Source organism: Paenibacillus sp. 01T47 (assembly GCF_056398245.1).
Window position 1 is genome coordinate 150,180 of sequence record NZ_JBFTPA010000002.1, and the last position, 23,709, is coordinate 173,888.

Genomic DNA, 23,709 nt, shown 5'->3' on the forward strand with positions numbered 1-23,709 from the left:
AATGGATTAGTCCAGTGGTCGTTATTGAATAAAGGCTTATAAAAAGCAAAAACCCCCTTAACGGGGGCAGGAGTACATACACACTTTTTATTTGGTTCAACCATCTCTTATTTAACGGTGATGACAAATGGCACCGTCAGCACCTCGCCTTTAAACTGAAATTGCCCCCATAACTTGTAGATGCCTTTCTCAGGAAATACCGTGTGGAACATGACGTTTGAACCACCACTCATCGCTTCCATTGCATGTGCATGCACGAATTGGTCAACTGTGCTGTTCAAAATAACACAATGGCCGGAAGTGCCGAGAAATGGCTCTATCTGCTTAATCGGCTTTCCCGTCTCTTTATCAATAAATCGGAATAGCAACATAACCATCTGTCCCGCTTCTATTTCACCAATCCCGGGACTTGCCGATAATGAAACTTCTAAGCCGCTTACACTTTTTATCCATGTGGTGTCAGGAACTATTGTTTTGTTAGATAATGGCTCGCCAGAAACCTGTATCCACTGCTTATGAATGACAACTTTTTGTTTATGAGGCTTGAATTCAGTCGTTACATAAAACGAGCCTGCAAATGGTAAATTAAGCTTTGTCCGAAAAACATTGTCTTTCACATAATCGGGATGCACATGCTGAAACGATGATAAATCTTTACTAACGACGATCAGATGCATGAGCTTGGTCATATCTTCTGTAAATTTCGTTACAGGCTGCCCATCCGCGGTGGTGACTTCCAATTGTAATTCCATTTCTCCTGCTTCTACTGGATTGCCATTTATTTCGCTTATTTTTACAAGATAACCTGAAGCTTCTGGTGACGGCATTTGTTCATTCTGAAGAGCAGCCAGCAATCCGCGCTTAGGCGGTTCTATATCGACGTTCGTAAGGTTCGTAAATGTACCCGAAGCACAGCCAGTTGCAGCTAACAGGATGATGAACAAAGTTATAAGCAACAAAATAATGGACTTTAATCGTACGCTCATTGACTTACACGCTCAGGCGATTGGGCTAAAAGGCTAAGGCCCAGCGACAGCAGCGAAGCTTGTACGATTGAGCCTACCCACAGCTCGGGCTCCCAGCCAATTCCGCTCGTCGCAGCCATCCAGCCGAAGTAACTGCCCCAAAGCACAATAGGCGTAATGGTTGCAATCAGCCTGCTGCTTCGCCTGCGATTCAGATCAGAGCGTCTAAAATGTAGCAATAAGTCACCGCTGAGTCCTGCAACAAACGATATGAGTAAACTATGTATTTGGGTAAAACCATCGATTACACCCATTAGTGCGCTAATGAGTAAGAATACAAAAGTAATCGCACCAAAAGGAGGCTTCCAGCGCTTTAGCATAAATAAAATGGGAAACATAAATACGATCGTATTAAGTAGGATAAACGTTAATCCTCTTACCTCGGCATCATCTGCCATTCGGTGCGCAAATAAAGTGCTGGAATTGTTCATATACCAAGCAACTACTTTGGGCGCTGGCAAATTATACCGAAACATCCACACATACATGAGAAAAAAACTGACAGTACCCGCTGATAACGCTAAGGATAATAAGTATGGGAAAAAGCTTCTCCAACCTATCTGGTCGCCACTCAGCTCCCTCCAGCCTGCTCGAAGTGGACTTGATAAGATGAGAATGGCACCAAGCATTAAAGCTAAATGAGAAGGACTAAGCAGCGCTTCAAGATTCACTTCAATTCCAAAAATAATATGCCAAGCCATATCAGCTAAGCCGCCTGCAAGAAAGATGATGACGCCAAGCAAGCCAAGCTCATATCCACTAGGAATGGCTTGCTTCCACGAGCAGCCCATTCTTTTTTTCACATATACAATCATTCCAAGTATCCATGCTGCGCATGCAAGAAACCCACTATACAAAATCGCATGCCAAGGAGTGAAAAATGTTTCGACAACATCATGGTTATGGGCATAACCGTCTACGAATATACCGAGCACCAGCCATGTGCCAAGCAGCATCGTTACGAAGTGGCTTTTCGTAGAAATAGCGTATGGTTGCATTGAACACTCTCCCCAGTTATCAATGAATAAACTGCTCGGCTATGCTGGTTAATTCTGCTTTGGTCATGTCTAGATCGGAACTGCCAATCGTGTATAGTATCGTTTCATCCGCTAATGAATCCATCCAAAAGACGGATTGATACTGATCCGTATCACTGTACAGAAATGGCTCGGCAAGAGCATAGGTAGCAGATTGTTGACCAATAACGATTTGCTCTTGCGCCTTTAGATTTGAACGTAATTGCACATTGCTCTTATCCGTGAATACCTCCATGGTGATATGAATAATGTCAGTGGATTCGTTCTCATAAGTCGTCGTATAGACAGGATGATCCACGCTCTCTATTTCAGGTCTGGGCAGTGGCAGCCAGGTCTCCTCCGGTTTCTCTTTCTTCACACGTTTCTCAAGCTCATGAAGCGACTCCATGTCTGCAGCGGATAATGAACCGCCAAACGGCTGATCCTTCTGACCTCCAATAAACGTCAATGTTTCTGTTAAAGAATCAGGCATTTGAAGATCTGGATTTGCTTCCGTCAATTGCATCTCCCATTCTTTTTCTACCTTCCACACGTATGGATTGGTGACGATTGCGATAGGTATAGAACTTGTTTTCGGCAGAAGACTTTTTAATTTTTGCGAATAAAATATCGCCTTCCCCTCGGTAGGAAGTGTTTGTTTAACCTCTTTGAGCGATTCGCGCATTTGCTGAGCCAACATCGCATCATACGTTCCTAATTGACCATTATGCAGCATGTAATCAATAATCTCGTCTTTAAAATGAAAAATATAGGGTGTAGAGAAACCCATGGAAGTAAGGAGCAGTCCCGCTACGATGATTCTGAGCGTCCATGATTTTTTTACGGCGTGCAGCTTGGTCTGCTTTTGGAAGCTCTGCTTTCGGTACAGCTGTTCGATTCGAGCATCAAGCTCCTCAGGGCGTTTGATTCTCGTTGCGGATTGTTTGTAGGCTTGTGTTAGCTCTTGTTCAATCGACATGATTAAACACCTCCTTGAAAAATTGAGAATGTGAGGTTCGATTTCGCAGTTTTTTCAAAGCCTCATGATGTCTGGATTTGGCTGTGCCTAGTGGGATTTGGAGCGTGCTGGCAATCTCTTCAAAGGAGCAATCCTGATAATAGCGAAGTACGATTATTTGTTTATGCTTGGCAGACAAGCTGTTTACTAGCTGAAGTACTTGGTGTTTTTCTTCCTCTTCGACCGCTAATTCATCTGGCCTCTTCCATGGCTGTACGCCATACAATTGCTTATTGCGATTAATTAAACGTAAAAATCGCCAGCCTTTTCGATTGTGATGATTAACCTGATTAATGATTAAGCCGTTAAGCCAGGCTCGAAATGGTCTATTGTAGTCGTAGGCAGGCAAAGCGGAGAGCATAGCGATGTAAATCTCACTAACGATATCATTGACTTCGTTTTTGTTCGTGACCAAATAATAGACAGTACGATAGATATGATCTGCCGTTTTCTCATACACCAAGCGGAAAGCTTCCGGATCTTCATCCAGAAGCAAAGCTAACAAGGGTTGTATGTCCGAATCCTTTAATACGGAAACCTCCTCACGCCACACGAGTACTCATGTGCCAATTCCAATTATTATTTCGTTTCAAAAAGGGATAATTCACTCATCATGATGCCGGTTACCTTTTCTTGATCTACCATAAACTCGAGTACCCATTCCTTCTCTTTATCGATATAACCTAGTAGTTTTAAATCATCGTGTTCTCTATTATAATAGGCATCCCCATACATGTCCTTAACAGATTGTATAGAATTTCCCAGTTTAGCCCCTTTATGGGTAGCTTCATCTGGAAGCAGAATATAGCTTGCGACCTTGCTTTCAGTTACCGTATATGTAGCGTTAAAATACTCCCATGACTGAACAGGCACATCATAATCATCTGCTTTTTTCATTTTAATATCGTATTTCCCTTTTGGCTGACCACGTTTATCCGTAAGTAATTGTACCGAATCCCCAGGCGATATCCCGCCAGTATGCTCCTTGCTTAAATCCGTACTTTCGATATTAGTTAGAAAATCCTGTGGCACGCTTGGCTGTTCGGTGGAACAAGCAGCTAGTACCAAACATATCAATATGACTATTATCCCTTTTTTCATATAGCCCCTCCTCTATTTGCTTTCGCTATACATTGGTTTCGTATATGAAAAAGGTTCAAAAAAGGTTTTAAGTTGAAATTATTTAAAATGTCAACTATAATATAGAATGCTTTTATTTGTTTACCGGAAAGGAAAGACTACGATGAGTGAAGCTAATCATTTTCGAGTTTTATTGTATTATAAATTTGTAGCTGTACCGGATGCTGAGCAGTTTGCTGCTGAACATCTTGCATATTGCAAGGAATTAAACGTAAAAGGCCGTATCTTAATTGCTGATGAAGGAATTAACGGAACGCTCTCAGGAACCATCGAGCAAACTGAACAATATATGGCGCATATGCGTGCGAATCCTTTATTTTCGGATATGGTTTACAAAATCGACGAAACTGATAAACATGCTTTCAAGAAGATTTTTGTACGTTACAAGAAAGAGCTAGTGACGCTACGTTATGATAAGCCTTTAGATCCGAATACATTAAGCGGCACTCGTCTATCACCAAAAGAATTTCATGAGTATTTGCAAAGAGAAGATGTTATCGTACTAGATGGCAGAAGCGATTATGAATACGATCTTGGTCATTTCCGCAACGCGATCAGACCCGATCTTGAAACATTCAAGGAGTTTCCTGAATGGCTTCGCGAGAATATGGCGGAATTCAAAGACAAGCCGATCATTACCTATTGCACAGGCGGCATTCGCTGCGAGAAGCTTACAGGCGTTATGCTAAGCGAAGGCTTTAACGACGTCTATCAGCTTGAGGGCGGTATTGTAACCTACGGCAAGGACGAGGAAGTACAAGGCAAACTGTTTGACGGCAAATGTTATGTATTCGATGAGAGAACATCCGTTGTCATTAATCAAACAGACGAAGCGGTTGTTGTAGGCAAATGCCACCACTGCGAGCAGCCTGCTGATACCTATATCAATTGTGCAGATGACTCCTGTCATTTGCAGCATATCGTATGCAAGGAATGTGAAGAAACGAAGCACGGATTCTGCTCTACAGCATGCGAAGAGCATGTTGTTAGCGTAAAATAATGAGCAAGCAGCTATAGATTTTGGTTATTTTGCTGGAACATGGTTAACCTAAGCTAGCCTCGGAGTTTTAGGCAATCACGCTAGTGGAGGTTATTGTGGATGGCTCACAACAAAAACAAATCGATTCCAAGCAAAAATCAAGCGTTTGAAGACAGCTCCAAGGAAGCGGAAAATAATTCAGCTTCGGCCAGAGCAGAGAATATCAATCAAAAAGGCCATGTTCCGAATAGCCCGTCAACCGGCTAGACGAATAATCGTTTTGCAACAGAAAAAAGAGCTGCCCGTGAGTTTTTACTCACGGACAGCTCTTTTCTTATGTATTCCAAGGTTTATTTGGTGACAATTGCTTCCCAGCGATGCTGATATTGTAAGAGCCGTGGATGCAGCTGTGCAGGCTCTTCCGTCAACAAAAGCCTGATTTTCACGATCCATTCCTCGAATGATGAGAACGAAGCGAACATATTCGCCATTTCAGCCGTCATGAGTACAAATAGAGGTTTCGGATAAGTTTCGGCCAAATGTCTTAGAGCAAAATCGATTGGCGTATACTTTTTGCGTTTAATTTCAAAACGTTCAACAACGATGTTCGTCTCCGCTCGGTCCCGCTTCCATTCATGCAGCCGATCTTCCCGCTTATAAAATGGGCTGACGTTCTCTTTCGACATCCTCTTGATGCTCAGCTCATGCAGTGGATAGAGAACAAGCTTGCGAAAGGAACGTGCCTTCACCCAATCTGCGGCTAGATCAAGCTCTCGTTCCGTTGTATGCTCAAATGTATCATAGTATACAATCGTTCCTTTCAGCTCATCTACAGGCGGCTCATAGCCGAATGGCATTTTCTGCACGTTATCCACCATTTATTTGCAGCCTCCTATTATGCAAGTCGTCAAATGCTTAGGAGCCTAAAATAACATACTTGGTGGGAAATTGCCATGTCAGAGCTTCCTATAGTCACTTTTCATTATATTCTTCACTAAACTTGACCATTTGGAGTTGGCAGGACAATATTTTCGGGCAACCTTCTCAATGGTAGTCAGTCCCTTGCCCACATAGTTTTTGGATAAGAGCTGTCCAAACTTTCGTACGCTGTCCCCTTTGGTTTCAAAGCTGAACGCCTTATTGTATTTATCGCCATCTATCGCATTGAGGCCAAATAAGTTATTTTTGCTCTTAGCTAGCCTGCTTTTGCCATTACCACTCTCCAGCTTCATCACGGCTATTGTAAAATAAGCATTTATGCCGTATTCATCCTCCACTTCAAGGATAGCTTGTTCCAAATCATGCCCGGATAGTGCTGTTCCTTCGAATATTTTCTCAATATGCTCGATGGTAAGGCCCGAATCAGACTCTACAGCAGATGTTGGCTTCATAAGTTCTTCCTCTACTGCTTCTTCTAAAATTTCTATCTTATCTATGCGTTGCTCCTGGCTTTTTGCTTTAAGTGCAATGGCAGACTGACGATTAATATCAGCAGCAAGGGATAACACGGAAACTTCACTTTTCACCTTTTTGGCATATCCGCCATGTACGTATCCACCATTTTGCAGCTTAAGCCAACCATTGTCTGTTTCTTCTGTAATTTCAAGCTTTGATCCCTTTTCTACAACCTTTATAATATCCGAAGCGGCGCTCGGTTTTGTTCGAATGTTAAGGTAATACGCGGTAACCTCATATGTATTCGTTAGTTTTTCAGCGATGGCTGGCGGTTGTTCAACTTCGAGAGTCGTTTCAAGCGGGATAGTTGGAGGTTGATCAGATGCGTTAACTGTAGCCGCACTAATCTCGTTGAATGTTACAGGTATAGGTGCTGGAGTGGGTGAAGCGATGACTTTTTCATTGTTCTCTAAGCTATCAACAACAAGCGGCGTTAGGTCAGTTAAAGAAAATGGTTCTGCTGCAGACGTTTCTAAAGCTTGTGAATCCGGTTCGTTATTTAAAGGTTGGACGTACATGCCTAAAGTAATGACTAACGATAAAATGAGCAAGTAAACAAATAAATGCTGATTCAACTTTTTTCGCATGATTATACCTCTCCCTTAAGTTAATGAAGTATACCTGTTACGATATAAGTTAGATGGCGAGAATAAGCAGGCATCAAGAAAAAGTGGACGGTCTGTGAAGATTATATGTCGCTCATTCCATCAAAAGACGAGTTTTTATGCTTCTTGTAAATTATGAGAAATTTTTTAGCATCTAGAGATCGAGGTTTAAAACACAAAAAAAGCGCTTCATCCCTAGGGGATAAGCACTTTTTTTGCACTTATAAAAATCGCTAAAAAATTTTTTTTATTTCTCTAAATGTACAGCTTAAAATCTATATTTTCGTCATTTGCTTACGCTTTATTTTTTAAATCCGGCTGCATGAGCAGCGATAATCGTATCCATCTGCTCGTTCCAAGCATCATCTTCGGTGCATCGCTCAGGGTGAGCCTCAAACCAAGCAACCGTCCGTTTAATCCCTTCTTCAAAGGAAAGATCTGCTGAAAAATCGGGAACTAAGCTTTTGATTTTGCGGTTATCAAATACGCTCGTGACAGATTTATCGCCAAGCAAGCCGCCCTCGAGATCAGGGTCATGCGAAATAAGAAACTCGGAAGAAATATGGACAAGCTTCGGCTCTACGCCTGCGGCTGAACCTATTGCTTCATAGATTTGATTCCAGGTAAGGACTTCGTCTGAAGTAATATGGTACGCCTCTCCGATCGCCTCAGCACGTCCAAGCAAGCCGACAAAACCTTTGGCAAAATCGGTATTATGTGTCATCGTCCACAAAGAGGAGCCATCACCATGCACGATAACTGGCTGTCCCGCACGTATTCTTGCGATCAGAGACCATGGATGCTGCCAGCTGTTTAAGGCTGCGGGTATCATCGTATCGCCATAGGTAAATGAGGGTCTTACGATAGTAATTGGAAAACCTGATGACGCCTGCTCATCAAGCAGCAGCTGCTCACATGCAATCTTGTCACGCGAGTATTGCCAGTACAGATTTTCGAGCGGTGTTGCATCCTCTGTGATGATATAGTGTTTAGGCGGTTTCTGATAAGCAGAGGCTGAGCTTATAAATATGTATTGATTCGTGCGTCCACGGAACAACGCAATGTCCGTGCTGACATGCTCCGGCGTGAAGGCAATCCAATCGACTACCACATCAAACTGATAGCCTTCAAGTGCAGCAGCAGCCTGCTCAGGGTCGCGTATATCACCCTTGATGACCTTTGCCCCGTCTGGTACAAACTCGTCTCGTTTCCCTCTGTTAAAAAGATAGAGTTCAATTCCGCGTTCTAATGCGAGCTTAGAAACAGCTTCACTTATTAATCCTGTTCCACCAATAAACAATACCTTCATCGACAATCGCTCCTTTTTTGTATCTTGGCATTTGTTACGATTAAACGGGAGAGCTTACGGCTTAAACGATCTAAATCGTCAATTAATAGTACCATATACGTTACTCTTTTAATATTTGAAAATGCTATAATAAAACCAATTAATAGAAACAAGGAGCTGCTATACTTGAAACGATTAGCCCAAACCACACTCTATTCGGTTCTGCTCTCTTCGATGCTGCTCAGCGCATGCAGCAGCCAAACAAATTCAGCTGGATCAGCAACGAACGCACATGAAGCAAATGGCGGCAATCATGGTGATCATCAAACAGCATCTGGCGATTTGCAAGAGACGACAGCATCGCTTGATATTTTACCAACTTTTCTAGATGGCGCCTCTGACAACTTGCGTATCGCCTATCAAACCGCTGCAACGGTTACGGATGTATTGCCCTATATCCCTTGTTACTGCGGGTGTGGCGAAAGCGCGGGACACCAAAGCAATCTCAATTGCTTTATCGCCGAAATAAAGGAAGACGGCTCTGTTGTCTGGGACGATCATGGCACTCGCTGCGGCGTATGCATCGAAATTGCTGTAACAACCGCAGCAATGAAGTCTTCAGGGATCGAAGTAGATCGGATTCGCCAAATTATCGACGAAACGTATAAAGAGGGTTATGCCAAGCCAACGAAGACTAAGCTCCCTCCTGTTTCCTAGTTTGTTCATCAATGATTTAAACAAATGACAGTCCAGAACAGGAGTACTCGTTCTAGACTGTCATTTTTTTCTAGATGCTCCCTAGTCTATCAATCTATCTACTCTTCTAATACATTATAAACCGTAGCAAATGATTGTTCTGTTTTCGTAATGGTATATCGGGAATGATCGCGATCAATCATGCTGCTGCTAACCGAGAAGTCAGCTATTGCTCGGTCTAGAGTTGTATCAAACACCACTTTATCCTTTTTCACAAAAACCAGTTTATGTACCGACTCATCCAGCAAAGGATATTGTCCGCTTATCTTTCTATCTATCCAATATCCGGCGTAGGAGGCTTCATTGGTCCACTCTCGTCCGACTGTTCTCTCCATCTCTTCTCTTGAGCGATAAGCTTCAAAAACAAACATTTTATCCCAATCAAATGGCGCGACTTCCTTCATATCAAATGTGGTTCCCTTATGTACAGCTGCCTTAAGCTGCTCGGTGAATAAGGCTTCATAATCGTTATTGACTCTAGTCATTCGATAGTTCGAGTAGCTCAAAATAAACGGAACTAAAATAATCATTAGAAGCGTGATGAAAATGAATTTTTTTATTTTGCGCATGGCTTTCCCTTCCATTTGGATTCCTATTCTCCCTTAATAACGAATGCAGTCATAGGGTTGTTGCAGTATTGGCGGATTATGCAAGAAATCAAACAAAATCATAAATTTACAGCATCGCTATGCTTGAACCAAAGTAACTAAAATAAGGCTATATACATCATTTTATGTCTGTTCCTTGGAGGGGATCTATGCGATTGCCAAATAAGGTTGTATTTATTACGGATTCAGACAGTGACAGCGGGAAAGCAATCATTCGACGTTTAAAGGAAAGCGGAGCGCATTTTATTTTGAATAGTCATTCAGGAGGCTCTGCGATTGGGTCAGAATTAAAGCTAGTACAGGACGCAGGCTTGCAGGCGGTCGTAGTTACCATTGACCTTTGTAAAACTGCTGAAGTCACGGATATGCTTCTATTCACGGAGCAGCAGCTTGGTACGGTTGATATTCTCGTTCACAACAATAATGAGATTTCTCCAAGCACAATTGAAGATGGTGATGAAGCGCTTTTTCAGCAAAGCATCGCAGTAAACGCCAAATCGGCATTTATTTGTACGCAGGCTGTCGGCAAACAAATGATGATGAAGCAAGCAGGGAAAATCATCTATGTCTCTTCCATTCATGCCGAGAAGCCGACTGGTTCAGTGTTTACCTACAGTATTGCAAAAGGTGCAGTCAAAATGCTGTCCAAAGAAGCAGCTCTTGTGTTAGGGCGATATGGGATCAGTGTCAATACCATTGAAGTGGGTTCTGTTGCTGGCGACGATGAGTTGTTTCACAGTCATCTATCCACCTTGTACAACGATTACGAATATAAGGTGCCTAATGCTGTTTTGTGCAGCAATGAAGATATCGCTGAGCTTGTGAATTTTCTCTCTTCCGATGAGGCGAGACTCATTAATGGTGCAGATATAAGGCTGGATGGCGGTTTTTTGCTTCATTATATGAATTTCAAAATGAAAAAACCGTAATCGCCGGTATGGAGGTGAATAATGAGTATCGTTGGCAAAATCGCTTTAGTTACCGGCGCTGGAACAGGAATTGGCAAAGGCGTTGCAATCGAGCTTGCACGACGAGGGGTTATGGTTGCCATTCATTATAATCAGAGCGATGCTGGTGCGCTTCATACCAAACAGATGATTGATGATTTCGGTGGAAGCTCGATGATCGTGCAAGCGAATATTTCGCAAAAAGATGAAATCGAACGGATGGTCTCCACCACTGCTGGGCATTATGGCGGTATTGATATTTTGGTTAATAATGCCGCATTGCAGCTGAATTATGGATTTTTTGAGCATGATGAAGCCTCTTTCGATCGCATGATGAACATTAATTTAAAAGGTTACTGGCAATGCATACAAGCCGTCGTTCCCTATATGAAGGAAAAGCAGTCAGGACGCATCATTAATATGTCTTCTGTTCATAGCAAGCGTCCCACCGACTTCGATGCCGTATATTCCATGACCAAGGGCGGTATTCGCATGTTAGGCAGAGAAAGTGCAATTGAGCTTGCAAGGTATGGGATTACCGTTAATACGATTGAGCCAGGAGCCGTTGATGTCGGCAAGCAAAGTGCCCGAGAATCGAAGCCAATCATGTCCGCCGAGGACGTCGAGAAGCATAAAAAAACGGCTCGCTCTATACATGACAAATTCCCGCTTGGCCGTGTTGGCCGTCCACTCGACGTAGCTCAGCTCGTATGCTTCATTGCATCCGATGAAAGCGAATTCATGACCGGTTCAGCCATTCGACTCGATGGCGGCAGCATGCTGCTCTAGCTAAGCTAGATGAATGAATGAGTTCAACCCTATTCAATACCTAACTTATAAACAAGGAGTGACCTTTCGTGTCCAACAATCCTTCTTATGAAGAAACGTTAGCCCATGTGAGCAAACATGCAAGCCCTTCCGCACTTCGGATTACGGATATTCGCTTCACCGATATTGTAGGCGGGCCGTTTCATAGCAGCTTGATTAAAGTGTATACGAATCAAGGCCTAATCGGATTTGGTGAAGTACGTGACGGAGCTGATAAAGTTTATGCGCAAATGCTGAAAGGTCGGTTATTAGGCGAAAATCCATGCAATATCGATAAGCTGTTTCGCCGCATTAAGCAGTTTGGCGGTCATGCTCGTCAAGGTGGTGGTGTGAGCGGGCTTGAAATCGCTTTATGGGATTTGGCTGGAAAAGCATATGGTGTACCGATCTATCAAATGCTCGGCGGCAAGTTCCGTGACAAAATTCGAATGTACTGCGATACCGAGGTCGTCGGCAAGGATACAGGCACCGCTATGGGGCTCGCGCTTCAGAAGCGTATGGAGGAAGGGTTCACTTTCCTAAAGATGGATCTTGGCATCGGTCAAATTATTAATGAGCCAGGTACTTTAAGTGCTCCGATGGGCTTCATTGATGAGATGAGAAATGCTTCCAAAAACCGTTACAGTGCAAACCATGACACCTTAACCGAAGAGGAAATTCGAGATATCCGAAATCAACATTATGATATTCACAACATCCCCCATCCTTTCACGGCGATTCATGTAACGGATAAAGGGCTTGATATGCTGGAGCAATATGTGGCGGATGTACGCGCTGTAATTGGTTATGAGGTTCCGCTTGCTGTTGATCACTTTGGACATATTGGTCTTGAAGATTGTATTAAGCTTGGCCGCCGCGTCGATAAATTCAATTTGGCTTGGATGGAGGATATGCTTCCATGGCAATATACCGAGCAGTATGCGAAGCTTGCCCGTGCTGTTGCTACACCGATATGTACAGGTGAGGATATCTATTTGAAAGAAAACTTCAGACCGCTGCTTCAAGCTGGCGGAGTGTCGGTCATTCATCCAGACGTTCTGACGACTGGCGGCATTTTGGAAACGAAAAAAATTGGTGATATGGCACAGGAATACGGTGTGGCCATGGCGATCCATATGGCTGAGAGTCCTATCGCCTGTCTCGCAGCAGCACATGTAGCAGCAGCGACAGAGAACTTTATGGCGCTAGAGTATCATTCCTGTGAGGTGCCATGGTGGGATGATATTATCATTAGCAGCAAGCTTCCGAACAAGCTCGTTCAGAATGGCTTCATTCATATGACAGATGCGCCTGGTCTGGGTATTGACGACTTGAACGATGAGGTACTAGCACAGCATCTGCATCCAAAAATCCCAGGGCTGTGGGAGCATACGGACAATTGGAATCATTACCATTCCAATGATCGGCTTTGGAGCTAGTATGTTAATACTGTGGGGATCAAACGGGACGCTTAATAACGTTCCGTTTTTTCATGTTTGATGTATCGATTGCGCTTTGAGAAAAGATGAGCATTAAAAAAAGCACCTCCAGTTCCACACGATATGTGGAGTTGAAGGTGCTTGCTTTATGAACGTATGGTGGTTATCCCGAAATGTTAACACTCGTCTTAGCTTCATTTGATAATCGCGCAGCAGCAGCAGCAGCCTCCATTAAACCTCGGATATAACCGATACCGTATAAGCGTCCCAACAGCTCATATCCGGGATTCGCATTATCCTCGCCTTCCATCGTCGGCACATGATCTGGCCTTGCTGGTCCGTTAAAGCCTACTTCATAGTACGTATGCATGGCCTCGAGCATATCGGTTTGCCCATCATCGTGGAACGTTTCCTCAAACTTTTCCGGCGTTCCTTTCACATCACGGAAATGGACGAAAAACATTTTATCCTGCTTTGCAAAATGGCGGATGACGCTCGGAATATGTTCTCCAGCCGTTGCGAGTGTTCCTTGGCATAAGGTAATGCCGTTATAGGCGCTTGGAACTAAATCAATCGCTTGCTGCAGGGCAGCTGCACTTGTCAAAATACGCGATATCCCCCTAATAGGTGAGATCGGAGGATCATCGGGATGTAGCGCAAGCTTCACTTTTGCTTTCTCTGCAACAGGGACGATTCGCTCCATGAAGTATTGAAGATTTTCCCAAAGCTGATCTTCACTAATAAGGCCAGCCTCGGTGAGCGGCGCATCCTTCATGAGGCTGTGATCGTAGCTGGACACTAGTGCTCCGCCCCGCGTCCGTGTGGTAGTCGATGTTCGAAACCAATTGAACTGAGCCATAAAATTGTAGCAAAGGACAGGAATACCGGCTGCACCCATATTCGTAATAAATTGCTGGAATACTTCGATCTCGGCGTCTCTTCCTGCCGTTCCAAGCTTAATCTCATTGCTCGGAGGCATAGATTCGATCACGTTAAGCGTAAGACCAGCATCAGCATACCTCTGTTTCATACGAATAAGCGGCATCAGATCCCATGGTTTCTCCTGCTTTTCCTCCCATGGAAGTCCTCCAACTGCGTATTCAATGCCAAGCTGCTTTGCCAAAAGCCATAATCTTGCGGGCTGCGATGAGAAAAACTCTGCTAGCTGCATCCAGATACCACCTCCATATTTTATTAACCAGCCACTTTTGCAGCCAATTCCTTGCCCATCTTGTCTATTTTCTTGTAGGCATCTTCAATCGATTGCTGGCCGAAGGTTACAGCCTCCATCTCCTTCTTATACGTATCAACCCATTCGGAGAAGCCTGCTGCCGGCGGATAGAACGGCAAAGCCTTGTCTAGTGAAAGGTCATATATTTCTTTGCCGAGCTTATCTTTAGCCTCAAGAGTTGGCTCCAGCTCTTTATAAATGTCAGGGTTGATCGGAATGCCGCGTGTGAGACCAAGCGCATTGCCTGCGTCCTTATCGGTAACGAACCATCTCAGAAATTTCTTCGCTTCATCTTTGTTTTTGGAATTCGCGCTTACACTTAAGAAGATGGTTGATTGCGCCCAGCCGCCGCCCGCAGAACCAACAGGAAGATTCACTACGCCTACCTTTCCTGGCATAAGCTGCTCTAAAGCGCTGACAGAGCCGGTTGTTGCACCTCTTGTCATTACGACGCCGGATGCCATTGGATCAGCTTGCGGGTCATTTTCCAGAAATGAAGCGGCTTTTTCTGCAGGAGGTACGATTTTCGTTTTGCGGAACTCTTCATACGTTTGGTAGAAGGTCATAAACAAATCCTTATCAAGCGTAAATGTTTTCCCGCCATCGGACATAACGGGCGGTTTACCCATCGACGTCTGGTAATAGTTGAAGCTATCCCAAGTGGTTGTATCACCTATCGGATATTTCCCATCAGGAAGCTTCGCCCGAGCGTCTCTTGCCCACTGGAAAAATTCATCATAAGTCCAATCCTTATGCGGAAGCGTGATCCCGTATTGCTCCAGCTCCGCTTTGTTATAAGCTAAGCCTTGCGCATTCTGACTGAGTGGAATACCGTACAATTTTCCATCTATTTGCAAATTAGAAATCACGGATGGATCAACAATGCCGCTTAGATCAATGTCAGAGAGATCCTCTAGCTGACCGCGCGATACATATTCTTGAATGTAGGCAGCGTCCATTTGCAGTACATCTGTTATTGACTTCGAAGCAGCAAGTGTCGGAAGCTTTTGCCAGAATGCATCCCATGCCATAAACTCCGGCTTAAAAGATACGTTCGTGTTTTGCTGGGAGTAAATGTCTAGCGCTTTTTTTGTTGCCTCGTGCCGGGCATCCGGCCCCCACCACATAATGCTGAGTGTTGTTTTGGCGCCAGCTGCTTTGCCGCCTGCATCGTCCGGCTTTGCTGTGCTCTTCGTTCCTTCATTCGTTTGCTTCCCTCCATTGCTGCTTCCGCCTCCGCTGCAAGCGGTCAATACGAGCAGTAATGCCAGCATCAACAGCCCCAAGCTTCTTGACCCGTTTTTGTTCATCTTCTTACATCCCCTTTTCCTTTGTGAAATGAAATGACTTACCCTTTTAATCCTGTAGTAGCAATTCCTTCGACAAAATGCTTCTGTGCAAAGAAAAAGATGATTACCGAAGGAAAGATCGACAGCAAGGACATGGCTAGCAATTGCCCCCACTGAATGTCGAATTGATCGATGAACATGCGCAGTGCCAGCCCAACAGTAAATTTGTCAACGGAGCTTAAATAAAGCACTTGTGCAAAAAAGTCGTCCCAGCTCCATATAAAGGTGAAGATAGCTACGGTAACAAGTGCGGGCTTCAGCAGTGGCAGGATCACTCTCCAAAAGATTCCGTAAACGCTTGCTCCGTCAATCGTTGCGGCCTCATCCAAATCTTTCGGGATTCCGCGAATAAATTGCACAAGCAAGAAAATGAAAAATGCGCCGCCTCCGAAAAAATGCGGAAGAACGAGCGGTACATAGCTGTCCACAAATCCTAATTTGTTGAACAAAATGTATTGCGGGACAACGGTTACCTGTCCTGGAAGCATCATGGTCAGCAATAAAATGGAAAACCAGAAGCCGCGCAGCTTGAAGTTTAACCTTCCGAAGCCATAAGCTACGATCGCAGCCGTAGCAACGCCGCCAATGACATTGCCCAGCTCCATAAGCAGTGTGTTGCCAAAAAAATGTGCAAACGTATATTCCGATGAGAAGTGCCAGCCATCCCAGTAATTGCTCCACATGGGTGTCTTCGGCCAGATCGTCGGCAAGCTTAGCTCCTCTGTCTTTTTTAAAGAGGCTCCTGCCCACCAGATGACGGGATACAGCATCAGAATAGAGAACAGGGATAGGTACAAATGGCTCGTCAGCTTCGGACGCAGCGAATTCATTTGGTTTTCCCCCCATCTGATTCGTAGAACACCCAATATTTCGAGGCTGCGAAGTTAATAAGCGTGAGAAGCGCAACAATGGTGAGCAATATCCAAGCAAGTGCAGACGCATAACCCATTTGATAATGCTTGAACGCTTTCTCGTACAGGAACATAGCGTACATATAGGTTGAATTAATAGGGCCACCCTTTGTGATAATGAACGCTGAGGTAAACGTTTGAAACGATCCGATAATGCCCAGCACGAGATTAAAGAACATAACCGGCGAGAGCATCGGCAGCGTAATGCTTATAAATTTCCTTACCTTGCCGGCACCGTCTACAGAGGCTGATTCATAAAGCTCTTGCGGCACTTGCTTAAGCCCAGCTAGAAAAATAACCATGGTTGATCCGAATTGCCACGTATTGAGTAAAATCAATGTGCCGAGCGAGGTGTCCGGATTGGATATCCAGCCTACCCCCTCAATCCCAAACCAAGCGAGTACCTGATTGATATAACCGTCTATCCCGAACATATTGCGCCAAAGCGCTGCTACCGCAATGCTTCCTCCGATTAAGGATGGAAAATAAATCGCCGTCCGATAAATATTCATGCCTCGAATGTTTTTATTGAGTGCCAATGCGACCATAAGGGAGAAAAACAGTTTTAATGGTACGGAGAATAATACAAACATAAACGTCACGCTTAGCGATTTCGTGAAAGTGGAATCACCAGTAAATATTTTGGTGTAGTTGTCCGTGCCGGTCCATACCGGGTCCTCCAGCAAAGAATATTCGGTAAAAGACAAATAAAACGATTGTGCAATGGGCCAAAGCGTCAACAGCAAAAAACCGATTAGCCAAGGGGATATAAAAATGTATCCGGCTAAATGAGCAGCTCCTTGCTGTTTGCGCTTCGTTTTTGCCTGCTTTCGTTTAGGTATAACAGTTTCTGTATTCACTCTAATCATCTCGTCCCCTTTCCTAGATAATGTTCCTTTACTTTATACGAAAGCGGTTACATGAATGAAGGTGAAGAAATTATGAAATCGTTTGATTTTATATAGTGTGAAAAATTCATAGATTGCCCCATAAATATCTTAAGAAAGTCGCATCGACAAATATGGGAATGTCCCTAACAATAGACATAGAAAGCAAATAACAGCAGCCTTCAAACACACTATTGCGAAAGAGGTGCTCAGATGAAATTTGACAATCCGGAAGATATGATCCAGCTTACGCCGCTTTGGGAGGGTGAACGCTTTTCGAATGGACGTCCTAAAGTATCCGAAGATGTTCTAAGGCGCATGCGCAAAATCACTTTGGAGGAGGCTTGGGGCCCTCTCTGGAACAGAGGTTATGCCTTTCAGTTCGAAGGTGATTTCAAAATTGTCCATCCGAATAAAATAATGGTTGGACGCGCTGTTACAGCTGTAATGGTGCCTAAACGACCTGATCTGCATGAAACGCTGCTTAACTATGGACATGAGCAAGAAAATCGAAAAGGCTTTTTCAACCAATGGGTTATTGATTCGCTTGTAGAAGATGACGTCGCAGTAGTGGATATGTTTGATAAAGTGCATCTCGGCACTTACGTAGGCGGGAATTTATCTACAGCTATTTCCACACGCACGAAGCGAGGCGGTGCTGTCATTTGGGGCGGCATTCGCGATAATCAGCAAATCGTAGAAATCGATAATATCAATGTGTATTATCGCGGCAGCGATCCTACTGCGATTGCGGACGTTACAATGGTAGGCATGAACGTTCCAACACGAATTGGCAAGGCTATTTGTATGCCTGGCGATGTAGTACTCGGCACTCCTTCTGGCGTTATTTTTATTCCGCCTCATTTAGCTGAGCTGACGGTCGTACAAGCGGAAAAATCCCAAGTACGTGATGTGTTTGGTTTCGTTAGACTGCGTGACAGCGTATACTCGACAGCACAAATTGATGCCGGATGGGACGTTGCGCTTTGGACAGATTTCTTGAACTGGTTCGAAAATGATGCCGCAGCCGAGGAATATCGTCATCTAAACTGGGATGCTGAGCTTGAGGAAGCACAAATGAGGGATCGAAACGGACCGCAAAGCGATGTTCGGCTCTAGGCAATTCGTTCGAAACTAGCAATTGTGGTTTAAATATGAGAAATAGGACTCTAGCTGGATCACGCCGCCGCTAGAGTCCTTTTCATATGACATGCTTTTACTTACCAATCGTTTCCCGATATTCACTAGGCGAGAGCCCGACCTTTTTCTTAAAGATTTGACTGAAATACCGCGGATCTTGGTAGCCGACCTTCTCTGCTACTTCATAATTTTTGTAATGGGTGCTCTTTAGCATGTCCTTCGCTTTATCCATTCGAATGTCCGTCAAATGCTCGATGAACGTTTTTCCTGTATTCATTTTGAATAGCAGGCTTAAGTAGGTTGGCGTCATATACACTTTCTGTGCCACACTTTGCAAGGATACATATTGGCATTCCTGCTCCATATGATGAATCGTTTTTTTGATAATGCTGCGGTGGCTCTCCTTCTGGTTGTACGAGAACACTTCTTTCAATCCAATTAAAAAATGAATGACATACTGTTTAATTTCATCCAAAGTCGCAAGCTTCACGATCGACATCACGTCAAACCGCTCATACATGCTAACATGCTCTGTCTCTGATAATACACGTTTTTCTATTCCGACGAGAAGCCTAACGGTCACATCATATACGCTCTGTGTATCAATCGGTCCATCATGAAGCAGCTCAGCATAAAAAAGGTGAACACTTTCTTCAATCTCTGCGGTTGTCTCTGCGGCTTTGTAAATGTCAAAAAGCTGCTTCTCCTTATCTGATGGGTATTGCTGCAGCGATTCCAAGCGTCCCAGCTCGCTGAAATAATTAATTTTGCCCGTTCCACTATAAAATTTATACTGCAGCGCGCGCGCAGCCTGTCGATAGGAATGAACAATATCATATAATTGACTGCATGGTTTGCCCACCCCGACATTAAAGGAATGAAGAAAATGCTCTTTGAGCATAGTCTGCATCTTCTCGATAGATTCCTTCGATACCCATGAGAAGAGCATGCCAATTCTGCCCTCCTCATCCACAAATACGACGCTGCCTTCGGTCATTTTTTTTTGCATATAATCCCGAATTTGCTCCAAATAAATGATTTTCTCATGCTCATCTTCAAATGGGATCGTCGGTTCTACCAAAGCCATAACAGGAAAAGTGTAATAGGGATTAAGCTGAAGCCTGGATAAGCTTTCTTTTAAATCCGACTTCATTGCACGGGCATTAGACACCAGGTTTCGCAAGAAACGCTCCCTCATCCACGTAAGAATGACATCTTCTTTAAATAATAACCCCTCGCTTAACATTCTCCATTTCCCCCTCTTGTAAGGTCGACTTGTGAAATGAATGACTTTAATTGAGATGAATCATTTTGTAAGAGTGCATATGCAAAGTAAAAGCTTCTTCTGCTAGTGCAGCGTCGCCAGTGCGCAGAACGTCTACGAGTCGAAGATGCCAATCCGCCAGCTCTTCTGTGGAGTAATGACGATTGGAAATAGCCATAAACCGCATTACTTTGATTCGCATCCGATTCCAAAGATCGAGAATCATATGGTTATCGCAGCGTCTATAAAAAAAGCCATGGAACTCCATATCAAGCTCTAATATGTTCAAAATATCGTTTTGCTCATGAGCAAGATCCATTTGACGTATCAGATCTTCTAAATAGTTAAAATCATTTTCGTTTAGCTGCTTCATAGATTGCCGAACCGCAAAACCTTCTATGATCTCTCTCAGCTCGAAAATATCTTTTATTTCCTTGTCGGTTATGTATGAAACAATTGAACCTTTGTTGGGGATGCTTGTACTAAATCCTGCTGATTTCAGTCGTTCCAGCGCTTCACGAACCGGTGCTTGGCTGATGTTGAATTTCTTTGCAATCTCAAGAACGAGCAACCTAGCTCCCGGCTGCAGCTCGCCTGCTAGAATTTCCTTCTTTAATGCTGTGTAAACCTGATCACTAATGGAGCTAACCGAAGGAATTGACATGTTCTCAAACATAACATTCACTTCTCCGTTTCCGATTATCGATTATCGATAATATGCTTTGTAACAAGATTATAGAACTTATTCCCAGCTATGACAACCGATTATTTTGTCGAAAACTGACAAATATACTGCGGCTTGGTTGTGAATAAGCATCTGATCAAAACGAATGGTACATAAGATTAAAATGACTTATAAAATATTTTAAGACTTTGTCTAGTCATGCAAATTCCTAGAGCATATAATAGAGATTGATTAATATCCGATATAATTACTTGGACAAATGGAGATTCAAATATGAATGTAAAAGTACCTACAATAAAAAAACAAGTTTTTGATCTGATCATTCGCGATGGACTCGTTTCCAAAGCTGCTTTAATGGCGCGACTAACGATAACATCCACGAGCTTGTCGAGATTGCTGGAGGAACTGCTAACGGATGGTCTAATTCTTGCTTCAGAGCTGGGAAGATCTACAGGCGGGCGAAAGCCTATATTGTATCGCGTCAATCCAGATCATCGTGCTGTCTTTGGGCTAGAAATATCCCGCTTCTCCTCCTCTATCGGTTTATATGATTTGAATTTAAAACCGCTCGCGTTTGAACGATGGAAGATGGATGAAAGAATGACGCCAGAAACGCTTGTGGGCAAAATCACTCAAATTGCTGAGCGTATGATGAGTGACTTTCACATTGATCGCAACAAAGTGATTGGCATTGGGATAGGCGCCGTTGGTCCTTTGAGCCGTGAAGATGGCGTTATGCTAAAACCCCGTTATTTTCCTGCACGAGGCTGGATTGATGTTCCCATCTGTGACTGGTTGGAACAGCGGCTTGGCATGCCTGCCCTGCTCGATAATGGAGCGAACACAGCTATTATCGGCGAGCATTGGGCGCTGCGCAATGAAGAGGTTGAACACATGCTTTATGTTCATGCGGGAGTTGGTCTGCGTACCTCGATGATGTCAGGCGGACAAATCGTTAGAGGCGCAGTAGATATGGAAGGCTCGTTCGGTCAAATGATCATTCAGACTGATGGTCCAAGGCTTGGCGACGAAGGAAATTATGGCGCGCTTGAAGCGCTTGTTTCGATTCCAGCGTTGGAGAAGAAAATACGCTCACAACTGAAGCTTGGCCGATCAAGCACGTTAATGGGTATTCCGCCAGAGGAAGTTCAATTTGACGCGTTGCGGAAAGCGTATTTGCAAAAAGATGCATTCATTACGGAGCAATTTCTACAAACGGCTACCTATCTCGGCATTGGTATCGCCAATCTCATTAATATTTTGCATCCCGAGGCTGTCATTTTAGGTGGCCCGCTCGTCAATGTCGATAAAACGATTTATGAAACGGTCATTCAAGTTGCGCGGAGCAACATTTATTATTCACCGCAATATGAACCGAAATTTTCGCAAGGACAGCTGACTGAGGATGCCGTTACCGCCGGGGCAGCCATTATGCTGCTGCAGGATTGGGAACTTAATTAGAAACAAAAACGATGCTGGCTGTCGCCTGCATCGTTCTTGTTTATAGGCTATGATGGAAGAACTAATATCCTACAAATGAAAATTTGAGGTGGGGATTTCTTTGCATCCAATAACCATATTTGAAATTGCAGCTTCGATTGTGTTTGTCATGATTATGTTTGTTATCGCATTACTTTTACCCAAGAAGGTTAGAAAACTGAGTTTATGTATGTCTTGTTCATTAACTGTACTTTTGCTATTGCTTTTTGTTATTCGTCCCTACTGGATTGATTATCAAGTTTCAAATAAAACAAAACAGCTAAATCTATATTTAGAGGAACGGTACCCTAATCAAAAGTGGGAAATTAGTCGACAAGTAGGTAGACAATATAACCCTTATCACTTAAACGTTAATTTTATAAACGAAAAGGGTTGGACTTATACCTATTCAGTAGTTAATGAAAAAAACATTTTCCAAAGCTCTTGGATGCCGCCAGAAGGAAAGTTTCCAGATGCAGGGAAACATTACGAATGAATGATTGATCCAATTTTATACAATAACAGCTTTTTTATAGTAGTTGCAGCAGCTCGTTTAAATGATGAATTTCATACGTTGGAATAATGCTTGTACGATTAGGCTTTCGCTTCGGATTGTACCAGCAAGTATCGATGCCATAATTGAGGCCGCCCTGGATATCAGATGTTAATGAATCTCCGACCATAAGCACCTTAGATTTATTGATCAGATTCAGCTTCTCGAATGCAAAATCAAAAATTCCCGTTTGCGGCTTCGAAAAACCAGTGTCCTCAGAAACGATAATATGCTCGAACGAATGAGCAAAAGCAGACCTGCCAATTCGACTATGCTGTGTCTGTTTAATCCCATTTGTGATGATTGCAATGCGATGCCCATTATGAAGAACCTGCTGAATAAGAACATCCGAGCCCTCGATTAAGAAAGAGCCCTCTCCCAAGTAATGAACGTAGCGCTCGCTAAAATGTACAGCATCAAGCTCGACTTTAACTTCTGCAAACAGTTTTCTAAATCGCTCATGCCGCAAAAAATCAAGAGTAATCTCACCCTTTTCAAAATCATTCCACAACTGCTGATTAACTGAGCGATAGAGTTCAATATGTGATTGTAGAAGGTCAATTTGAAACTCCAAGAAAACACTTTTAAGGGCGTGCGCCTCTGCTAAAGAATAATCAAATAAGGTATCGTCCGCATCAAACAAAATAACTTCGTATTTCACTAGAAAATCCTCCTGTTAACCTTTTAAGCATGAATGGATTATAACCTACCTTCAAGCTAAATTCTTTGTATGTTTCCATTAAAGCTGAATTTGAAATAGCATCACTTGCGTCGTCTTAATATCGTAGGGTCATATATTTCAACGAATCCGCATTGCATGCAAGAAACAAATAAATAATGTTGATATTGAATGTTTAGAAGCTTGCTTAATCCCGCACCTGTCATAGCCAATTCATTAATATCGCACTCATTATGATTACATTTTGTGCATTTGAATGAATTCGCGATGCTGTTGTTTATATCATACTCATCCAGTTCGAGATCTGATTCTTCAAGCTCATTCTCTTGCTCATCAACAAAGGGATCTAAATGCTCATCAAGAACCTCTTGTTTACATTCCGGACAACAATTATGCTCGAGTATAACGCTGCTGCCGCACCAAGGACATTCAATCACGGCGTTGCTCC

Annotated in this window: 26 protein-coding genes; 9 read left to right on the forward strand and 17 right to left on the reverse strand. The window is 43.4% G+C overall.

Translation table 11 applies throughout. The annotated features are described in order from the left end of the window. Positions 1-107: 107 nt before the first annotated feature. Genes AC1DOV_RS04665 through AC1DOV_RS04685 form a run of 5 tightly spaced genes read right to left on the reverse strand, consistent with a single transcriptional unit; the run spans position 108 to position 4,160 of the window. Complete coding sequence (locus AC1DOV_RS04665; protein ID WP_441886332.1) at positions 108-986, reverse strand: hypothetical protein; 879 nt, start codon at positions 984-986, stop codon at positions 108-110. Beyond that, positions 983-2,023, reverse strand: coding sequence for a hypothetical protein (locus AC1DOV_RS04670; RefSeq protein WP_441886335.1), 1,041 nt, complete (start codon positions 2,021-2,023; stop codon positions 983-985). Before AC1DOV_RS04670 ends, AC1DOV_RS04665 begins: the two co-directional genes overlap by 4 nt. Positions 2,024-2,042: 19 nt before the next feature. Next, a complete protein-coding gene (locus AC1DOV_RS04675) occupies positions 2,043-3,020 on the reverse strand; it encodes a hypothetical protein (protein WP_477549309.1) in 978 nt (325 codons plus the stop codon). After that, positions 3,010-3,612, reverse strand: a complete 603-nt coding sequence (locus AC1DOV_RS04680; protein WP_083681531.1) for a sigma-70 family RNA polymerase sigma factor — start codon at positions 3,610-3,612, stop codon at positions 3,010-3,012. Before AC1DOV_RS04680 ends, AC1DOV_RS04675 begins: the two co-directional genes overlap by 11 nt. Positions 3,613-3,638: 26 nt before the next feature. After that, positions 3,639-4,160 carry a fimbrial protein gene (locus AC1DOV_RS04685; protein WP_477549310.1) on the reverse strand — a complete coding sequence of 174 codons (522 nt, stop codon included), beginning with the start codon at positions 4,158-4,160 and terminating at the stop codon, positions 3,639-3,641. A gap of 142 nt (positions 4,161-4,302) precedes the next feature. Here AC1DOV_RS04685 and trhO point away from each other — a divergent pair, with 142 nt between their 5' ends. Beyond that, positions 4,303-5,199 (forward strand): oxygen-dependent tRNA uridine(34) hydroxylase TrhO, encoded by an 897-nt coding sequence (gene trhO / locus AC1DOV_RS04690; protein ID WP_477549311.1) that lies wholly within the window; start codon positions 4,303-4,305, stop codon positions 5,197-5,199. A gap of 99 nt (positions 5,200-5,298) precedes the next feature. Further along, the gene (locus tag AC1DOV_RS04695; protein WP_179089728.1) at positions 5,299-5,445 is read left to right on the forward strand and encodes a hypothetical protein; all 147 of its coding nucleotides are present in this window, start codon (positions 5,299-5,301) and stop codon (positions 5,443-5,445) included. 83 nt (positions 5,446-5,528) lie between these two features. On the opposite strand, the gene AC1DOV_RS04700 is transcribed toward AC1DOV_RS04695, so the two are convergent. The 3 genes from AC1DOV_RS04700 to AC1DOV_RS04710 all read right to left on the reverse strand — a co-directional run bounded on the left by AC1DOV_RS04700 (position 5,529) and on the right by AC1DOV_RS04710 (position 8,547). Continuing rightward, on the reverse strand, positions 5,529-6,056 hold the full coding sequence (locus tag AC1DOV_RS04700) for a hypothetical protein (RefSeq protein WP_076265917.1): 528 nt from the start codon (positions 6,054-6,056) through the stop codon (positions 5,529-5,531). A gap of 78 nt (positions 6,057-6,134) precedes the next feature. Next, positions 6,135-7,220, reverse strand: coding sequence for an SH3 domain-containing protein (locus AC1DOV_RS04705; protein WP_477549312.1), 1,086 nt, complete (start codon positions 7,218-7,220; stop codon positions 6,135-6,137). Positions 7,221-7,539: 319 nt separating this feature from the next. Continuing rightward, a complete protein-coding gene (locus AC1DOV_RS04710; protein WP_477549313.1) occupies positions 7,540-8,547 on the reverse strand; it encodes an SDR family oxidoreductase in 1,008 nt (335 codons plus the stop codon). A 213-nt stretch (positions 8,548-8,760) separates the two neighbouring features. Between AC1DOV_RS04710 and AC1DOV_RS04715 the strand changes: the two genes are divergently transcribed. Beyond that, positions 8,761-9,243, forward strand: coding sequence for a PCYCGC motif-containing (lipo)protein (locus AC1DOV_RS04715; RefSeq protein WP_477549593.1), 483 nt, complete (start codon positions 8,761-8,763; stop codon positions 9,241-9,243). A 98-nt stretch (positions 9,244-9,341) separates the two neighbouring features. Here the strand turns inward: AC1DOV_RS04715 and AC1DOV_RS04720 are convergent, their stop codons facing one another. Continuing rightward, positions 9,342-9,851 (reverse strand): hypothetical protein, encoded by a 510-nt coding sequence (locus tag AC1DOV_RS04720; RefSeq protein ID WP_477549314.1) that lies wholly within the window; start codon positions 9,849-9,851, stop codon positions 9,342-9,344. A gap of 188 nt (positions 9,852-10,039) precedes the next feature. Here AC1DOV_RS04720 and AC1DOV_RS04725 point away from each other — a divergent pair, with 188 nt between their 5' ends. The 3 genes from AC1DOV_RS04725 (at position 10,040) to AC1DOV_RS04735 (ending at position 13,083) form a co-directional block, all read left to right on the forward strand. Further along, complete coding sequence (locus AC1DOV_RS04725; RefSeq protein ID WP_477549315.1) at positions 10,040-10,819, forward strand: SDR family NAD(P)-dependent oxidoreductase; 780 nt, start codon at positions 10,040-10,042, stop codon at positions 10,817-10,819. A gap of 21 nt (positions 10,820-10,840) precedes the next feature. Beyond that, positions 10,841-11,626, forward strand: a complete 786-nt coding sequence (locus AC1DOV_RS04730; RefSeq protein ID WP_477549316.1) for an SDR family NAD(P)-dependent oxidoreductase — start codon at positions 10,841-10,843, stop codon at positions 11,624-11,626. A gap of 68 nt (positions 11,627-11,694) precedes the next feature. Continuing rightward, positions 11,695-13,083: a mandelate racemase/muconate lactonizing enzyme family protein gene (locus AC1DOV_RS04735; protein ID WP_477549317.1), complete on the forward strand. Its 1,389-nt coding sequence runs from the start codon at positions 11,695-11,697 to the stop codon at positions 13,081-13,083. Between the two features lie 163 nt (positions 13,084-13,246). On the opposite strand, the gene AC1DOV_RS04740 is transcribed toward AC1DOV_RS04735, so the two are convergent. The 4 genes from AC1DOV_RS04740 to AC1DOV_RS04755 are packed head-to-tail and all read right to left on the reverse strand — an operon-like array spanning position 13,247 to position 17,443. Next, positions 13,247-14,254 (reverse strand): mannonate dehydratase, encoded by a 1,008-nt coding sequence (locus AC1DOV_RS04740; protein ID WP_477549318.1) that lies wholly within the window; start codon positions 14,252-14,254, stop codon positions 13,247-13,249. 23 nt (positions 14,255-14,277) lie between these two features. Continuing rightward, the gene (locus tag AC1DOV_RS04745; RefSeq protein WP_477549319.1) at positions 14,278-15,624 is read right to left on the reverse strand and encodes an ABC transporter substrate-binding protein; all 1,347 of its coding nucleotides are present in this window, start codon (positions 15,622-15,624) and stop codon (positions 14,278-14,280) included. A gap of 38 nt (positions 15,625-15,662) precedes the next feature. Further along, positions 15,663-16,493, reverse strand: a complete 831-nt coding sequence (locus AC1DOV_RS04750) for a carbohydrate ABC transporter permease (protein ID WP_477549320.1) — start codon at positions 16,491-16,493, stop codon at positions 15,663-15,665. Then, complete coding sequence (locus AC1DOV_RS04755) at positions 16,490-17,443, reverse strand: carbohydrate ABC transporter permease (protein WP_477549321.1); 954 nt, start codon at positions 17,441-17,443, stop codon at positions 16,490-16,492. Before AC1DOV_RS04755 ends, AC1DOV_RS04750 begins: the two co-directional genes overlap by 4 nt. Positions 17,444-17,674: 231 nt before the next feature. Between AC1DOV_RS04755 and AC1DOV_RS04760 the strand changes: the two genes are divergently transcribed. Then, on the forward strand, positions 17,675-18,580 hold the full coding sequence (locus tag AC1DOV_RS04760; RefSeq protein ID WP_477549322.1) for an RraA family protein: 906 nt from the start codon (positions 17,675-17,677) through the stop codon (positions 18,578-18,580). 97 nt (positions 18,581-18,677) lie between these two features. On the opposite strand, the gene AC1DOV_RS04765 is transcribed toward AC1DOV_RS04760, so the two are convergent. Further along, complete coding sequence (locus AC1DOV_RS04765) at positions 18,678-19,847, reverse strand: helix-turn-helix domain-containing protein (RefSeq protein ID WP_477549323.1); 1,170 nt, start codon at positions 19,845-19,847, stop codon at positions 18,678-18,680. 46 nt (positions 19,848-19,893) lie between these two features. Further along, positions 19,894-20,541: a GntR family transcriptional regulator gene (locus tag AC1DOV_RS04770; protein WP_076265904.1), complete on the reverse strand. Its 648-nt coding sequence runs from the start codon at positions 20,539-20,541 to the stop codon at positions 19,894-19,896. A gap of 282 nt (positions 20,542-20,823) precedes the next feature. On the opposite strand from AC1DOV_RS04770, the gene AC1DOV_RS04775 reads away from it, so the two are divergent. Together AC1DOV_RS04775 and AC1DOV_RS04780 are read left to right on the forward strand one after the other, a co-directional pair. Further along, complete coding sequence (locus AC1DOV_RS04775) at positions 20,824-22,011, forward strand: ROK family protein (RefSeq protein ID WP_076265903.1); 1,188 nt, start codon at positions 20,824-20,826, stop codon at positions 22,009-22,011. Between the two features lie 100 nt (positions 22,012-22,111). Further along, the gene (locus AC1DOV_RS04780; RefSeq protein WP_441882261.1) at positions 22,112-22,525 is read left to right on the forward strand and encodes a hypothetical protein; all 414 of its coding nucleotides are present in this window, start codon (positions 22,112-22,114) and stop codon (positions 22,523-22,525) included. 34 nt (positions 22,526-22,559) lie between these two features. Here AC1DOV_RS04780 and AC1DOV_RS04785 read toward each other — a convergent pair whose 3' ends face one another. Beyond that, positions 22,560-23,243 (reverse strand): YjjG family noncanonical pyrimidine nucleotidase, encoded by a 684-nt coding sequence (locus tag AC1DOV_RS04785; RefSeq protein WP_477549324.1) that lies wholly within the window; start codon positions 23,241-23,243, stop codon positions 22,560-22,562. Between the two features lie 101 nt (positions 23,244-23,344). Beyond that, entirely contained in the window at positions 23,345-23,698 is a 354-nt protein-coding gene (locus tag AC1DOV_RS04790; protein ID WP_441882267.1) for a zinc ribbon domain-containing protein, read from the reverse strand. Between the last annotated feature and the right edge of the window lie 11 nt (positions 23,699-23,709).